Genomic DNA, 15,967 nt, shown 5'->3' on the forward strand with positions numbered 1-15,967 from the left:
ACTGTTTGGGGGTGGCGCGGACGAGGCGCCCTCGAGGACTGCGTTGTTTAGCGGTGCATCTTGTGCGGTGGCGATCGCTACGGTGAAAAAGACTCCCCAAAACACTGCGCTCTTCATTCGAATCCTCCGTGTTACTATGGAGAATTGAACCGCAAAGATCGCGTAATGAAAATCCAATTCGGGGAGCTAGACCTAGCGGTAGGCCTCACCGGAAATTTGTCGCACGCCGATAACTTTCAGATCCGGCGAAAGCGTCACTTCGTAACCGTTACGTCGTGCGTTTTCGATGAATTGACGTGCGTATTCGCGACGATAATCATCGTCGTAGACGGGCTGCTGGGCGCCTTGGCCCCCATGCAAAAGCTCATTTTGAATAACGTCGTTCGCGGACATCGTCAGGGTGCGCGTATCGCGCAGGTCGCGGGCGGCGTTATTTTCAACGTTGTCGACATTCAGATTGAAAGCTTTGTTACTGTCTTTTTGGACGACGAACTGCCCCACCTTCGGAATGCTGAAGGTCGCCTCCATTTTGATCTTCTCTTTTTCAATCTCCATCTGTCGATTGGTCATCTGCACGTGGCGGTTGACCATGGTCTCAAGACGTTGACGATTCACGGGGTCTTGCACATCAATCGAGGCCGTGCGCCGCTGCTCGGAGGGTGGAGTCTTTCCTTCCATCCAGGCAAAAGCACCGACGGCGATCGCGCACGCGATCAAAATGATCGCGAACCGATTACGGTTCTGTTCCGGATGCTGGATCTGCGGATTTGAACGCGAAAGCGAAGGTGGACGCGGCACCATCGGGATGTCATTCAACGTGGGAGGTTTCGCCCGCGGTTTCTGAGACATATCCATATCCTACATCAAATTTGTGAAAGCGCTCCGCCTCACCCCACTTCCCGCCCCAATCCGAGACACCATGAGGGTACCTTACTCGGCTTTGCGGTTAATACTGGCTTTGAGGACGGACTCGTCGGGCTTGACCGGGATCATAACGATAAACTCGGTGCCCGTGCCGGGTTGACTTTTAACTTGAATGTCGCCGCCGTGATTGAGGACGATCCCGTAAGTGATGGAAAGTCCCAGGCCCGTCCCCTGACCGACGCCCTTGGTCGAGAAGAAGGGATCGAAGATCTTTTCCTGAACTTCCGGCGTCATGCCTTTGCCGGAGTCTTGGATCGAGATCACGACCATCTCGCCCTTGCCACGTACGCGCGTGATTTTCGTCGTGATCCAGATCCGGCCACTGCCTTCGATCGCCTGGACGGCATTCGACAGAAGATTCATGAACACTTGGTTGATCTGGCTCGAGAAGCATTTCACCTTCGGGATCGAACCGAAGTTACGCTCGATTTCGATGCGGCCCTTGATCTCGCCCTTGATCAGATTGAGCGTACTTTCCAAGGACTCGTGAATATCGAGTTCTTTGAGCTCGGCCGCCTCTAGCCGCGAGAAATTCCGCAGTCCCAAAACGATGTCGCGGGTACGGCGCGCCCCATCTTCGCAAGAACGGACCAACTTCGGTAAATCTTCTTTGATGAAGTCGATATCCAATTCTTTTTGCAGACGATGGATGTTGTGCGGGTTGCGTTCGGCCTCTTCCGCGTAACGCATAAGCTTTTCCGCGTAGTCGCGCAGATGGGACATATTCGAATAGATGAAACCGATGGGATTGTTCAACTCGTGCGCGACGCCAGCGACAAGTTGACCCAGTGAAATCATTTTCGAGTTGTGTACCAGCTTCGTCTGCGTGTCCTTGATCTGCAGATTCGCCTTTTCCAATTCGATGATTTTGTTTTTGAGCTCGGCGCGCGCGCGCGCGATGTTGCGGCTCATCGTATTGAAAGATTCCGTCAATAGGCCGATTTCGGTTTCGGACGTGACCGGAATTTCGACGGGCGAATCGTTGTTCTGAATGTTCTGAGTCGCGGCGACCAGATCCTGCAGCGGTTTCAACACCGCGTTCGAGCTGACCCAGATCATGATGATCAGAAGCCCCAAAACGGTGGCGACGACGACGTAAAATGCCAAATTCACGTTCCGCAGCACCGCCTTCGCGTCCCGCTTCGACGCCCCCAACGCCAGAAAGAAATCGGAGTTTCCGAAAGACATGGGATAAACCAAGAATCCATGGGGTTCACCGCGCACATCCAGGTCAAAAAAGGAATGTACGAGCGCCTTCGTGTACTCTTCGAAATAGCCCTTTTCGTACATCGAGAAATCCGGCAGCGTCGCCGCCGAGACCGCACCCGTCGGGCGCAAGATCATCAGCTCGAGCTTCATGCGCTCTTTCTGCTTGATCAAGAAACGTGAATCGAGATCGAGGCTTTGCTCCAAATAGCCGACGTGTTTACCGGCCGCGTTCGAAAGCTTCGAAAACAAGATCAGCGAAAAGCGACCGTTTTTCGAGTGTTCGACAAGTGCGTACTCATTCACGTAGCGAAGTTTATCTAAATTTTCCTGCGCGAGGACGAGGGCGCGACGGCCCGAAGGCACAAAGTCCTTCAACCGGCTTTGGTCATCACGGTAGACCGACGCGAGCATTCTTCCCTGACGATTGAAGAAGGTCAGGCTGGTCGAAATGTCGGCCTTTAACCAATCGAGCGCCGTCCGACGGATGCCCGCGACGTCCCCCGTAGAAAGGGTGTAGATGAACGGCGTATCCGCGGCGTAGATGTTCCGACGATCCATCATGGAGCTTTTGAAATCGTCGAGGATCGCGTCGATCTCACGTGCGTTGGCCGCCAGTCGCTGCGCGAGTTCATTGTCGATGGCTTGCTCGTATTTCAATACGGAATAACCCGTGACGAACGCCACAGGGACCACCGAAAACAGAATGAACCAGACGACGAGGATCGATCGAAGCGATCTTCGCGCGGTCCGCGGGGGTTTCTTTTTCACGACGACCCGAGCACTAAGGCTACTTTTTTTCCTCAACTTCGACGATCAGTCGAATGATTCCCTCGGGCATGACTCGCTCGTGACGCTCTTTGCTGATCACGAGTGTTCCATATTCCCGAAAGAACGCTTCCAGTTCTTCATATTTTGCTTCGGGAATTGTGAAATGGAAATAGGACCCCTGACCCTTCTGCCAGCCTAGGTCGACTTGTCCGGCCTTACGTCCACCTGCCGTGTTGACGAATTCAACCAGCTTGGGAGTCACGGCCTCGACGTTGGTCACCTGCAAGCGACCACGGTAAAGGAATCCGCGGAAAGCCACGGGATCTTGGGGTTTGGGCGCCGTCGCGGCCGCGATGGCCGCCGCCTGCGTGGGCGTCGCCACCGGTGCCTTCGCGACGACGGGCGCGGGAACGACCACCGGTGCCGGAGCGACAGCGGGAACCGCCGGTACGGCGGGTGTTTCGGAGCTGGCGCTCCGCTTCGGCGGAGCCTCGGTGGGTTTCGCCGTTCCCGGTGCCGTCGGCGCCTGCGCCGCCGGAGCCGCTGCGGGCGCAACGTTCGCGGCCGCGGGCAACGTTGTATTGGGACCGGCCACTTGCGGAACGCCGGCGATGTCGTCGACGGTTTTTTGCGGCGACGTGAACGCCGATTCGGGCACGCCCTCATCGTCAAAGACAACGTCTTTCACGAGCTCCATCAAAGTTTCGTCGGCGGTTTCGGGCGCGCTCTTACGTTGTTCGCGGCGAACTTCCGCGAGCGTCACGCTGCTGGTTTCATCCTGAATGACCTCGAAAAGCGCGTTCCAAGGAACGGCGATGGCGATCACAAAAATCACCGAAACGACCGCGATGGACTCAAGCCCCAGCTTCAAACCGGCGGGCCAGTCCTCGACGCGAAGTTTTTCGTTCACCTTGTCCATGAAGTTCGTCGAAACGCGAACGCGCTCCAGACTTTCATTCGACGCGCGGAAACTCGAAAGCCCATCCAGATAACCCAGGCCGCGACGGATGCGCTGAAGTTCACGCTGAAGCTCCGTATCGGTTTTCAGATACTCTTCCAACGCGAGCTTGCGATTGTCGTCGAGGGTGCCCTGCGCGTATTCGTAAAGCAGCTCTTCGGCGTGAAAGCGGCTCAAAGGGCGGATTCCGTCTTTCGAGTATGGGGTCAACTCCATGGGCGCCTCACTTGCGGGGTCGGTGCGTTTTCGAGTTTCAGCGAGAGTTTGCGAACCGCGCGGCTGAGGCGGTGCTGCAAAGTTCCGGCGCTCAGATCCAGCGCCTTGGCGATCGCCTCCAGCGGCAACTTCAGGATCAGCGCCCACACGACGACGATCAGTTCGTCGGGCGAAGCGCCTTTGAAATAGTCGCGCCAGGGACTCAGATCGATGTCCCGCGACTGGGCCGTGAGCGCGCTTTGCAAGGTGGCCTGCTTTCCTTTCAGCACCGCCTGATGATGGCGCTCGAACACGAGGTGGGTCACCTGCACAAACATGACGTCGAAGTTATCGTTGGGGCGCGTGCGCGCGAGCTGATCCAGGCGCTGATAAGCTTCTTGCGAGGCCTCTTCCGCGAGGACCTGATTCAAGAACGCGAACTGAAAAAATGTCAGGAGGGCCTGGGCCTGCTGATCGGTCATAACACTCTCATTTCCCCAAACCGGGGCCGTTCAATCAAGTCCAGCCGCCTGTATTACAAGCTTTTCATGCGGCCGAGGGGCTGGAAACGCCCCTATTCGATTGTGAGCTGGCGGAGCAAATCGAGTTCCTCGAGGACGCGGCCCGAACCCAGGACGACGCAAGTGAGCGGGTCTTCGGCGATGGACACCGGCAGTCCCGTGCGCTCGCGCAGAAGGACGTCGAGGTTCGCCAGCAAAGCGCCCCCGCCCGTCAAGACGATGCCGTTGTCGACGATATCGGAAGCCAATTCCGGCGGTGTTTTCTCGAGCGCCGTGCGGACGGCGTCGACGACTTCCGAAAGCGGATCCATCAAGGCGTCGTTCACTTGGCTGCTGGTGATCTCGATCGTTTTGGGCGCGCCCGCCACGAGGTCACGGCCTTTGATTTCCATCACGCGCTCTTCCTCGAAGGGATAAGCGTTACCGATTTGGACTTTGATGTTTTCAGCGGTGCGCTCACCGATCAGCAAGTTGAATTGACGACGAACGTAGTTGACGATCGCTTCGTCAAATTTGTCGCCCGCCACTTTGATCGACTTACAGTACACGATCCCGCCCAGCGAGATGACCGCGACACCCGTCGTACCGCCACCCATATCGACAACCATGTTGCCGCTGGGTTCGGTGATCGGCAGACCCGCGCCGATCGCCGCCGCCATCGGTTCTTCGATCAAGTACACCTCACGCGCGCCCGCCGACTGCGCCGACTCTTTCACGGCGCGTTTTTCGACCTGGGTGATTCCGTAAGGGACGCAGATGATAATGCGGGGACGGATCAGCGAACGTTTGTTCCCCATCGCTTTCTGGATGAAGTACTTGAGCATGGACTGCGTGACTTCGAAGTCCGCGATGACGCCGTCTTTGATTGGGCGGATGGCGACGATGCTCCCGGGAGTCCGGCCCAGCATGTCTTTCGCTTCTTTACCGACCGCGAGGACGCGGTTCTGGTTGCCGCGATAATTCCGTTGAACCGCGACGACCGAGGGTTCATTCAGGATGATACCTTGACCGCGGGCGTAGACCAGAGTGTTCGCCGTGCCGAGGTCGATCGCGATGTCATTGGAGAAGTAGTCGGAAACTTTATCGAAAAAACCCATCGGAGCCTTCTTAATGACCCTAGAAAAATCCCTCGAGAAGTCATGGGCTTTCCGGGTCCGCTGGAGATGCGAAATAGCAACAACGACTTCAGTTTAGACACTCACCAAAACGAGAGTCAATGCACGAGGTTAGAGGTTTTTCCCGGCGCCGACGCTGGGTGTTATTGCCCCCGCTTTTGGGTCCACTCGAGTTCGGATTCAATTCGCGCCCAAAGCGCCTGAACCTGTTCGTCTTTTTGCGCGTCCGTCCAGTTGAGGAACGACTGGAAAACCGCCGCCACCTTGGAAAGTGAGGCGGCGCCATGATCGCGTTCGGCGAGGAAAAGCGGGACACGGCGGAAGTAGAAATCCGCGATCGTCAGGCACATCGTCGTCGAAATCGCGTGGGCCGCTTCGTATTCGATCGCCGATTTCAGGCCCGCGAAGCTTTTGACCATATCGAAAGCCTCAAGCCCGTGGCGCTCCAGCAGCGTGCGGCACTCCTTCGCGGATAGCTTCGACGCCTTTTGCAGTTCGCGCGTATGCACGTCGAGGCGCTGGAAAACGTCCCGTGTCACCTTCGGGTTCAGCGGCGCCTCGGTCTGGCAAACGCCGAATTTCACGCGATCGCCAATGGGGAAATGCTTCAAAATTTCGTTCATCGTCTGTTCGGCGATCAGACGGTAAGTCGTGTACTTCCCGCCCATCACGTAAGTCACGCCGTGCTCATCCGTCGTGATCGTATGTTCGCGCGAGGTTTTACCCTCCGTGGTCGCGTCGTCTTTCACCAAGGGGCGAACGCCCGCGTAGGACGCGACGATGTCTTGCGCGGTGATGTTCAGGCCCGGGAAGTATTTTTCGATCACGCCCAGCAGATACTTCACGTCTTCGGCTTCGGCGCGCACGCCGTTCAAGTCACCTTTGAAATCCGTATCGGTCGTCCCGATGATCACCATCTCGTGGCGCGGGATCGCGAAAACGATCCGCGACTCGGCGGCCATGACGACCGCGCACGGAAGCGGGAAGCGTTCGCGCGTGAACGTCAGGTGAACGCCTTTCGTGGGACGGAGCTTATCCTGCCAGTCCTTGAAAAGCTGGTGTCCCAACTCGTCCGTCCACGGACCCACCGTCGACAGGAAGTGGTGCCCCCGAATCCAGAACTCTTCCCCCGTCCGCTCGTCGCGCGCCTTCAGCGCGACGACTTCGCCCTTTTCGTTTTGCTGCGCGCCGATCGCCTTCACGTAGTTCGCCGCGGTCAGATCCCGTTCGTTCGCCGAACGCAAAGTCTCGAACACCAGACGGTCGTCGTCCATGTAGGCGTCAGAGTAGGTGTAGCCGCCCAGCAGATCTTGGGGCTGAAGACTCGGCACCAAATCCACCGACTCCTTCGCCGACCAACGGTCGTGGCTTTCGGGAGCGTCGAACAGCGCCAGCGCATCGTACGCCCACATGCCCAGCCCCATTTTGGCCATGCCGACCCGTCCGCCTTGGTAAAGCGGAATGAAGAAACGGAGGGGGTGCACCAGGTGCGGCGCCAGATCGAGAAGCTTTTTGCGCTCGCTCAGCGCCTCGAACACCAGATGGAACTCGAAGTTTTCGAGGTAACGGATCCCGCCGTGAATGAGCTTCGATGATTTCGAGCTCGTGCCCGATGCGAAGTCGCGCGCTTCGATCAGCGCGACTTTCATGCCCCGCAAACACGCGTCCCGCGCGACGCCGGCGCCGTTGATCCCCCCGCCCACGATGACCAAGTCGAAAACCTGGCTTTGCAAACGTTGACGGTGAACGGCACGGTCGGCGGGCGAAAATGATTTCTTCATCGCGGTCCCTACGCTTTCGTAGTTTTGGCGGACAGAACTTGCGGATTCCATTCTTCGGCGCGCATGTGCTTCGTCGAGTTCAGCGTCGCCGGGCTTTTCGGGAAATAAACTTTCTGCAGATGCTTTTCGCGGCTCAGGCGATAAGCGAGGTCACTGATCTCATCGCGCACTTGCAGCGACGAGTACTGAAGATGCTCCACCCACAAACTCTGCGTCTGCCCGTCGAGGAAGAGCAGCGGCTGCGCGATGAAGTAACCCATCAACAATCCGTCGTCCGAAAACTCCGACTTCACGGCCGTGTCGCGCGCGAGAAAACTCCATCCCATGGGAATGTAGTGCTCCAGCGCTTCTTTGCGCCAGCGAGCGTTCCACGACAAAAGCGCGCGGTCCTCTTCGTTGAGGATTTGTTCCGCGAGCTTGCGTTGTTCGTAATCCAAAATCTCGGGAATTTCCGAGACCTGAACGATTTTGAAATCCAGTGACATAGCCGCATTATCTACATAGGCTTCGATTTGTGAAGTACAAAAAGAGCTATAAAAGTTGGCCCGATGAGATTTGGCGGACTCTCGAAAAAGCGCTCGCCGACGAGCTTTCCGTCAACCCCCGGCCGGTCGCCGCTTTCGATGCCGACGGCACCTTGTGGGACACCGATCTGGGCGAAAGCTTTTTCAAGTACCAGATTAAAAATAGCAACTTACCGAACATGCCCGCCGATCCCTGGCGCCACTACCGCGACTGGAAAGAATCCGGCGATCCCCGCCCGGCCTATCTTTGGCTCGCGCAGATCAACCAGGGTCAGCGCCTGGAGCAGGTCCAAGCTTGGGCGAAAGCCTCCGTCGACAGCTTCGACCCCCTTCCCGTTTTCGAGGAGCAAAAGCGCTGGATCGAGCTTCTACTCAAAAACCGGGTGGATGTTTACATCGTGACCGCTTCGGTGAAGTGGGCCGTCGAACCCGGCGCCCCCTATCTGGGATTGCGCGCGCAGGACGTTCTGGGCGTGCAAACGAAAGTCGTCGACGGCGTCGTGCAGACGGAGCAATTCGGACCGATGACCTACCGGGAAGGCAAACCCGACGCGCTTCTCGCCGCGACCGGCGGACGTAAACCCTTTTTCTGTTCGGGAAATACCATGGGCGACTACGCCCTGCTGAAATCGGCGACCCGCGTGGGACTCGCCGTCGGCGCAGCCCCGGAGGGCCACGAACTCTGGAAAACCGAGGAAGACCTGCGCGGCAAAGCGGCCGAACACGGCTGGCTCGCCCACAAATTCTAGAAAACGCGGACTAAGCCCGCTCCCGAGTCCAAGCCGGGTCGAGCGCGAGGCGGGAGGAGGAAGGCGTACGCTGGCCGTACGTCGACGACGACCAACGATATCGATCGGCCCGGCTTAGGCTCGGGCCATCACTTTTTCGATGTCGGCGATTTCTTTGGGACAATCCTTGGTGAGGATGTCGATCCCGCCGTTCGTGACGAGGATGTTGTCCTCGATCCGCACGCCGATACCACGGTATTTTTCCGCCGCGCTTTCGTCGTTCCACGGGATGTAAATGCCGGGCTCGACGGTGAAGACCATGCCGGGTTCGATCTCGCGGCGTTTGCCTTTGCGATCCAGGTAAAGTCCCGCGTCGTGAACGTCCATTCCCAGGAAGTGGCCGATCCCGTGGGGATAGTATTTCTTCTGCAGATTCGCGGCGATGATGTCCTCTTTACGACCGGTCAACAGTCCCAGCTCGAGCATCGCTTCGGTCAGCAGCTGCGTTCCCAGATCCTGCAGATCGTTGAACGGAAGTCCCGGACGTACGGCCGCGATGACTTTCTTCTGCACGTCGAGCACCGCTTGGTAAATTTCGGCCTGCGCCTTCGTGAAACGTCCGTTCACCGGGTAAGTACGTGTGATGTCCGAGGTGAAATAGTTATACTCGCCACCCGCATCCACCAACAACAGATCACCGTCTTTCAGCGGTTGATCGTTGAAAACGTAGTGGAGCGTGCACGCGTTCGCGCCGCCGGCCACGATGGAGTTGTAACCCACACGGGCCGCGCCGTTTTTCATGATCTGGTACAGGAAGTAACCTTCCAGTTCGCGCTCGTTCACGCCGGGCTTCGTGTACTTCATGAGCTCCGTGTGCGCGTTCGCGGTCAGCTCGCACGCGGTCCGGTGATTCTGAATGTCGAGGTCGGATTTGATCACGCGGAACTCGCCCAGGAACTCGTCCGCGTCGAACACCGGCAGCAGGCCGTAACCGCTGCGGCCCGTGCTCAGCTTGTGATTCAACAAAGCCGCGTTCATCCAGCGGTCGACTTCGGGATTTTTTTGGAAGCGGAAGTAAAGCGCGTCGGCCTTCGCCATCAGGCCCGCGATACGCTCCTCGAACTGTTCGATCGGATAGACTTCGTCGATCTTGAAATCGGTTTTCGTCTGCTTAGTTCCGAAACGGAAACCGTCCCAAGTCTCGCGTTCGACGTCTTTTTCGCGCAGGAACAAAACCGTTTCCGGAGTCCGCCCGGGCCGGAACACGAAGATGCTTTGCGGTTCTTCGAAACCGGTCAGGTAGTAGAGGTTCGAATCTTGGCGATAGGGATGCTCGACGTTGCCGTTGCGTTTCGCTTCGGGCATCGAAGCGACGACGAGGACTCCGTCTTTGAGTTTTTCCGCCACTTTTTGGCGGCGCTCTTGGAAGAGTCTCATGTTTTCAAGCGGTCGGCGCATATCGGATCCCTTCTGGAAAGCCGCCCGCGCTTGAAACGGAGTGTGAACTCAGTCGAGTCCGTACTTCTTCAAAATGGGCTTCAGGCCCTTGGCGGCGGCTTCTTTCCCCTGCTTTATCATGTCCCGGCGCCGAGAAAAAGACGTGATCTCGTCCGACAGCGGAATCCTCAGCACGTCGTCCACCAGGGTGGCCTGACTCGTCAGATGCGCCTGGGTCAAATTCCAGATGAGCTGAACGTTTTCGTCCCCGCGCGCGGGAAGCAATCGGCCCCGATCACCCAGGACGTCCACGTAAATCAGGTGAGTTGCCCCTTTTTGACGCATATATTTCGCAAGCACCGTCAGCTGGGACGCGGCCGCCATATGTCCTTCGTAACCGCGGAAGATCGGCGGATAGGACAGGCAAAAAGGCATGGCCTGCGCGTAGCCGCCCTTATTCAGGATCAGGATCTGCTGTTTTTCATTCTGGTAGGTTAGGCACGCGAAGGGAATGCGTGCGTCATCGATCCGGGTCGCTCCGAACTGCGCCTGAAAGTAGGGGCGCCAGTCTTTCAGATCCACCGCTTGGCTTCCGCCAATCAAGGTCCGGCGCACGAAGTCCTCGTCTTTCAGCTTCGACATCTGCCACTCGGGTTCGAAAGCCTGGGGTTTCGCCGAGTACAAAGCCGCCGGCAGCGCCCCCATCTCGAGTCCCGCGATGAATTGGATCGGCAACTGGCTGCGATGAATCTCTTGCAGCACTCCCGCGTGGGCCCACGCGCGCATGCCGCCGGGTCCCAAAATCAGGCCGATCTTCGCGGCCCGGGTCTCGGGACGCGGGGGCGTGACGGGCTCGGGCGCAAGCGGCTCTTCCGAGGTCGGCGGAGCGGGCTCATCCACGTCGGCCGTCGGCGCGCTGACCGGCGGCGGGGCGCCCGTCGATGCGGGAGGGGTCGTGGGACGAGTTTCACGACCGGGAGCTTTTTTGACGCTTTGGCAACCCGCCAGCACCGCGAGCGACAGCAGAATAAGGGGGAAGCGAATGCTATTCATTTTCGAAGTGGGCATAAAGAAAATACTCCTGATTGCCGTCCTTGCCCGCGAGTCCCGAAGGAATCCACGCGTGCATTCGGCCGCCGAGCTCATGGACGCGATTTTCAAAACGCGCCTTCAGATCAGAAATCAATTCGGTGTTTTGCACAAGTCCCTTTTTATTCAGCGCTTCGGGACCGAGCTCGAACTGCGGCTTCACGAGAAGAAGAAGACGCGACGACCACGCGCTCAGCTGAGGCAAATGTCCCAGACTCGAAATGAAAGAAAGATCCGCGACGGTCAGATCGAAGCGACGGCCGCGAAATTCGGAATGTTGCGCGAGATCTTTGAAGTGCAAATTCTCGTACGATGTCACTCGCCCGTCGCCCTTCACGCGCGCATCGAGCTGCTGACTGCCGACATCGATACCGGTCACCGCCTTCGCGCCCCGCTGCAGGACGCAGTCGGTGAAGCCGCCCGTGCTTTGCCCGATGTCGAGCACGTGGAAATTCGTGACGTCGAGGCCCAACTCGACGAGCGCGGACTCGAGTTTTCGTCCGCCCCGCGAAACGTAGCGTAGAACTTCGTCCGCGCGCACGTCCACTTCGGTCGTCGCGACGGGCACTTTCAGCGACGATGCCACGACCACCTGGCCGCGAAAACGCACGGCGCCTTCGTCGATCAGCTCTTGAGCCTTCGCGCGGCTGGGCGCCAGGCCCTTCTCGACGAGCCAGACGTCGATACGGATTAAATTTTTCGGATTTGGTTCCATTTGACGATCTCGACGAGCGGCCCCTGACGCACCCCCAGGCGCTCCAGCTGCGCCAAGGCCCGCGCGGTTTCCGCAGCTAGAAGTTCTTGAGTCGCGGCGACGCCGATCAAATCGGGCAAACTTCCCTTTTCCACTTCGTGCGTGGAATCCAGGATATCGTCGGCGAGCTGAAAGCAAAGGCCCAGCGCCGCGCCGAAATCGCGCGCGGCCTCTTGCGCCGGCGCTTCGCTGCCGATGGCGACGGTCACGCCTTCACAAATCACGCGAAAGAGCGCACCGGTCTTGCGGGCGTGCATATCGAGCAGCCCCTCGCGCGTCGGCAGCTCCTTCTGCGCTTCGAGATCCAGCGCCTGACCACCGGCCATGCCGCGGTAGCCGGCCGCTTCGCTGAGCAGTTGCACCAAGCGGATCGCTTTTCCCGGATCGGTATTGTAGCGACGGGCGATGTGGCCGAAGGCTTCGGTCAAAAGCGTGTCGCCCGCGAGCAGCGCGAACGATTCGCCAAAGACCACGTGATTCGTGGGACGACCGCGACGTTCATCGTCGTCATCCATGCAGGGCAGGTCGTCGTGAATCAGCGAGTAGGTGTGGATCAGTTCGACCGCGAGCACCCAGGGCAGCACGCGCTGGGGGCGCACGCCGAACGCCTCGGCCAGCAGAATCCCGAGCACGGGACGCGTGCGTTTGCCTCCGGTCAGCAGCGAGTACGCCATCGACTCGGACAAACGGGTCATCCCCGTTTGTTCGGTGCGGGCTTCGTACTCGGCCACCCATTCGCGCGCGGCGTCCTCGATAAGTTCGAGAGGTCCCGGGAACTGATCCAGCATGTTAGAGCCTAACCCAGGACCAGAGAGGGGTTGAACAGGCCGGAAAGAGCCTTGACCGAGGCGCCTCCGGCGAAGGACTGGCCCAAGCCAATTCGAGCCGGATGCAACGAAGGACAAGGCTCTTTCCGGCCTGCCCTACGGGTCGAATGGAAAAAGTCCATCTGACAGCGTCGCTCCTCCTCGCCATAGGCGAGCTATGACTCGTCGTCGCTCCTTGCATCTGGTCTTTTTCCATTCGATTCAACCCCTCTCTGGTCCTGGGTTAGGCTCTTACTCTTCGCTCTTGAAGTCTTGCGTGACGGGACGGCCGTCGCCGTCGAAGCCGGTCAATTGCTTCACTTTCGCTTCCGCCGCCGTCAACTGGGTTTGGCATTCACGCGACAAGCGCACGCCCTCTTCGAACAGCTTCAGCGAATCTTCCAAGGCGAGTTCGCCCTTTTCCATCTTTTGGACGATCTCTTCCAAACGTCCCAGTTTCTTTTCAAAGTCCATGTCGAACTCCTTTAGTTTTCTTGTTTCTTTTTGCCCGTCACTTGCGCCTGGATGAAGCCATCGCTCACCCGCACCTGAAGGGCGTCGTTCACGGCAACCTGATCCACCGAACGCACGATCGTCTGTCCGTCCTCGCGGTAAGCGAGTGCGTAGCCCCGATCGAGCGTCCGCAAGGGACTGTAAGCATCCAAGCGCCCCATGGCGCCCTTCAATCGCGCATCCGCGCGCAGCAGGCGTTTTTGGTTCGCCCCATCCAGTCGCGTGAACAGCTGTTGCACGGTTTGGCGGGCGGCCGCGAGAGTCTTTTCCGGCGAGTGCAGACGGCTACGCAACAGCTGGCGGCGCGATTCTTTGCGGCGCAGTTGGTTTTCGATCGCGGTCTGCAAACGATCCAGCAGCTCGTCGTTGCGCTGGATGAGGTCTTGCAGTGTCTTGCGCGGATCGATCAGGCGACGTTGCAAATGGCTCAAGTTGTTGCGGGTATTCGTCATGGTCCGCTGAAGCGAAACCCACAACATCCGCTTCAACTTCGTGATGCGGTCATTCAGCTCGGCGACGTTTTGCACGACGAGTTCCGCCGCGGCCGACGGCGTCGGCGCGCGCAAGTCCGCGACGAAGTCCGCGATCGTGAAGTCGATTTCGTGACCGACGGCCGAAATGATCGGCACCGGCGACTCCGCGATCGTGCGCGCGAGCGCTTCGTCGTTGAAGGCCCACAGATCTTCGATCGAGCCGCCGCCGCGACCGACGATGATCACGTCGACGTCCGGCAAGCGGTAGGCTTTCTTCAAGGCCTCGATGATTTTCGGCGCGGCGGCCTCGCCCTGCACGATGGTCGGAATCAGCGTGACGGGAATACCACGATTGCGGCGCGCGAGGATGTTGAGCATGTCGCGGATCGCGGCGCCGGTCGGCGAAGTGACCAGCGCGATGCCGCGCGGGAACGGCGGCAAGGGCCGTTTCCTCGCGCCGTCGAACAAACCTTCGGAGTGAAGTTTATCTTTGAGCTGCTCGTAAGCTTTCTGCAGAGCGCCCGCCCCGACGGGCTCCATCGTTTCGACGGTGATCTGGTAATCGCCACGCGGCTCGTAAACCGTGATGCGTCCGCGCATGATCACTTCGAGTCCGTCATGGGGCTTGAACTTCAAACGTGAATTGAAGCCACGGAACATGACCGCTTTGATTTGCGCTTTCGAATCTTTCAGCGAGAAATAGAAATGCCCCGAGCTGTGCGGCTTGAAATTCGAAAGCTCACCTTGCACCCATACCAGATCGAATTTTTTCTCGAGGGTGCCCCGGATCTCTTTATTGAGTTGTTCCACCGTCAAAACGACGGGTGTGTCGGTCGCCGGAGTTTCCGCCGCGGCCGCCTCGGTCCCCGGGAATTCATTCATCGCGGCATCGAGTTCGAAGCTTTGCTGCTCGGTCGCTTTCGTGCGCGTGGACTTGGCCGCCGTTTTCGTCGGCGCCTTGCCGGCGGCGATCTGCTCGTTCGCGGCGTTCACGATGGCCTTACGGGATTTCCAACTGGGTTCCTGAGGAAACGACATGTTTTGGGTTACCGAAGGCGGCGGCGGAAATCACCCAAAAACCCTTTGGAATGAAGCGGCATTTTGTCTCGAGCTGAGTCGATGCTCCGAGGGCGTGGCGAAGTTGTCGACAATCCGGCTAAGCATGTAAGTCGTGTCCGCCCGACGGACACGGCATTCTAAGAACAGATGAAGGGAGATTCCATGCGCATTCTCTATATCACTTTTCTCCTCTCGGTTCTGGCTCTCTTTCAAAACTGCTCGCCGAACGAATTTCTTAGCGTCGCTGCGGCGGAAGACCTCTCGAGCACCGGCGCGCCCGAAGCTCCCGTGACCGGCGGCGCGCCCAGCGCCCCGACGGCGCCCGTGATACCGCAAACGCCCGTGGCTCCCACCGCGCCGACCTGCTTTGCGCCCGGACAAAAACTCTTCGCGGACCGCGCATTCATTCATTACCGTGTCTGCGAAAATGAGCGCGCCGATTGGCAAGTGATCGCCAATCGTTATTGTTGCAGTGGTGAAGCGACGATCATCGACGTCGAAACTCACGCGGACGCGCATTGTGCCGAGGGACGAATCGCGGGCGTCGCTTACTGTGAGTAGAATCGGTGCTCTTAGCCGAGCAAAATGTTCTGTAACGACCAGAGTCCGCAGACGATCGTCATCGTATAAAGAAAACGGCGGCCTCCTGGGTTATCCCATTGGGAGGGCAAAACGAGGTTTGCGCGAATCCTTTGGAAGGCCGGAAAATCAACAAGAAAAAGGACGAAAACTCCATAAAAAAAGACGATGAAGGGAAAGTAAAAATCGAGTTGAGACGTATCCACTTTCTACCCCCTTCACGACCTTCTTTTCGGCGACCGGGAGTGACAAAAAGAGTCCTGAAGATCCATGAATCTTCGCGTCCAGCACGCGAGTCCCGATTGAACTTTCGCGGAAGTTTGGATAGACTGTCTTTGGGTCTCAGAGAGCAACGAAAAATAACCCGACAAGCATATTATCGGGGGCCGTCCCTAACGATGGTGAGCAAGCCCAGCCCGTACTGGGAAGCCTAAAGTCGTAATCATGGTCACCCACTTTTTTGCAATGGGGTTATTCTTTCTAGCCTTTCTGGGGCTTTTTTTTGCCCGAAATTCGCTCGTCTCAATTCGAGAA

The 15,967-nt window shown here is 58.3% G+C and carries 15 protein-coding genes and 1 other RNA gene; 3 read left to right on the forward strand and 13 right to left on the reverse strand.

Going from position 1 to position 15,967, the window contains the following annotated elements:
- Positions 1 to 192: 192 nt before the first annotated feature.
- The 7 genes from KF767_03620 to KF767_03650 form a co-directional block, all read right to left on the reverse strand.
- Positions 193 to 849 (reverse strand): hypothetical protein, encoded by a 657-nt coding sequence (locus tag KF767_03620; GenBank protein ID MBX3016954.1) that lies wholly within the window; start codon positions 847 to 849, stop codon positions 193 to 195.
- Positions 850 to 930: 81 nt separating this feature from the next.
- Positions 931 to 2,901 carry a HAMP domain-containing histidine kinase gene (locus KF767_03625; protein ID MBX3016955.1) on the reverse strand — a complete coding sequence of 657 codons (1,971 nt, stop codon included), beginning with the start codon at positions 2,899 to 2,901 and terminating at the stop codon, positions 931 to 933.
- Between the two features lie 19 nt (positions 2,902 to 2,920).
- On the reverse strand, positions 2,921 to 4,075 hold the full coding sequence (locus KF767_03630; protein ID MBX3016956.1) for a hypothetical protein: 1,155 nt from the start codon (positions 4,073 to 4,075) through the stop codon (positions 2,921 to 2,923).
- Complete coding sequence (locus KF767_03635; protein ID MBX3016957.1) at positions 4,066 to 4,536, reverse strand: sigma-70 family RNA polymerase sigma factor; 471 nt, start codon at positions 4,534 to 4,536, stop codon at positions 4,066 to 4,068. Before KF767_03635 ends, KF767_03630 begins: the two co-directional genes overlap by 10 nt.
- Positions 4,537 to 4,628: 92 nt before the next feature.
- Positions 4,629 to 5,672 carry a rod shape-determining protein gene (locus tag KF767_03640; GenBank protein ID MBX3016958.1) on the reverse strand — a complete coding sequence of 348 codons (1,044 nt, stop codon included), beginning with the start codon at positions 5,670 to 5,672 and terminating at the stop codon, positions 4,629 to 4,631.
- A gap of 161 nt (positions 5,673 to 5,833) precedes the next feature.
- Positions 5,834 to 7,471: a glycerol-3-phosphate dehydrogenase/oxidase gene (locus KF767_03645; GenBank protein ID MBX3016959.1), complete on the reverse strand. Its 1,638-nt coding sequence runs from the start codon at positions 7,469 to 7,471 to the stop codon at positions 5,834 to 5,836.
- Between the two features lie 8 nt (positions 7,472 to 7,479).
- Entirely contained in the window at positions 7,480 to 7,956 is a 477-nt protein-coding gene (locus KF767_03650) for a hypothetical protein (protein ID MBX3016960.1), read from the reverse strand.
- Positions 7,957 to 8,024: 68 nt separating this feature from the next.
- Between KF767_03650 and KF767_03655 the strand changes: the two genes are divergently transcribed.
- Positions 8,025 to 8,744, forward strand: a complete 720-nt coding sequence (locus KF767_03655) for a haloacid dehalogenase-like hydrolase (GenBank protein ID MBX3016961.1) — start codon at positions 8,025 to 8,027, stop codon at positions 8,742 to 8,744.
- Positions 8,745 to 8,858: 114 nt separating this feature from the next.
- On the opposite strand, the gene KF767_03660 is transcribed toward KF767_03655, so the two are convergent.
- The 6 genes from KF767_03660 to KF767_03685 all read right to left on the reverse strand — a co-directional run bounded on the left by KF767_03660 (position 8,859) and on the right by KF767_03685 (position 14,677).
- A complete protein-coding gene (locus KF767_03660; GenBank protein ID MBX3016962.1) occupies positions 8,859 to 10,181 on the reverse strand; it encodes an aminopeptidase P family protein in 1,323 nt (440 codons plus the stop codon).
- A gap of 48 nt (positions 10,182 to 10,229) precedes the next feature.
- Positions 10,230 to 11,213 (reverse strand): patatin-like phospholipase family protein, encoded by a 984-nt coding sequence (locus KF767_03665; protein MBX3016963.1) that lies wholly within the window; start codon positions 11,211 to 11,213, stop codon positions 10,230 to 10,232.
- A complete protein-coding gene (locus KF767_03670) occupies positions 11,206 to 11,964 on the reverse strand; it encodes a TlyA family RNA methyltransferase (protein MBX3016964.1) in 759 nt (252 codons plus the stop codon). The genes KF767_03665 and KF767_03670 overlap by 8 nt, the downstream gene beginning before the upstream one ends.
- Positions 11,940 to 12,791 carry a polyprenyl synthetase family protein gene (locus tag KF767_03675; GenBank protein MBX3016965.1) on the reverse strand — a complete coding sequence of 284 codons (852 nt, stop codon included), beginning with the start codon at positions 12,789 to 12,791 and terminating at the stop codon, positions 11,940 to 11,942. The genes KF767_03670 and KF767_03675 overlap by 25 nt, the downstream gene beginning before the upstream one ends.
- Positions 12,792 to 13,061: 270 nt before the next feature.
- Complete coding sequence (locus KF767_03680) at positions 13,062 to 13,283, reverse strand: exodeoxyribonuclease VII small subunit (GenBank protein MBX3016966.1); 222 nt, start codon at positions 13,281 to 13,283, stop codon at positions 13,062 to 13,064.
- An 11-nt stretch (positions 13,284 to 13,294) separates the two neighbouring features.
- Positions 13,295 to 14,677 carry an exodeoxyribonuclease VII large subunit gene (locus tag KF767_03685; GenBank protein ID MBX3016967.1) on the reverse strand — a complete coding sequence of 461 codons (1,383 nt, stop codon included), beginning with the start codon at positions 14,675 to 14,677 and terminating at the stop codon, positions 13,295 to 13,297.
- Between the two features lie 339 nt (positions 14,678 to 15,016).
- Here KF767_03685 and KF767_03690 point away from each other — a divergent pair, with 339 nt between their 5' ends.
- Together KF767_03690 and ssrS are read left to right on the forward strand one after the other, a co-directional pair.
- Entirely contained in the window at positions 15,017 to 15,415 is a 399-nt protein-coding gene (locus tag KF767_03690; GenBank protein MBX3016968.1) for a hypothetical protein, read from the forward strand.
- A 378-nt stretch (positions 15,416 to 15,793) separates the two neighbouring features.
- A non-coding RNA gene (ssrS, locus tag KF767_03695) (6S RNA) lies at positions 15,794 to 15,907 on the forward strand.
- Positions 15,908 to 15,967 lie beyond the last annotated feature (60 nt).

The sequence above is a fragment of the Pseudobdellovibrionaceae bacterium genome (assembly GCA_019637875.1).
Lineage (GTDB): Bacteria > Bdellovibrionota > Bdellovibrionia > Bdellovibrionales > Bdellovibrionaceae > JAHBUW01.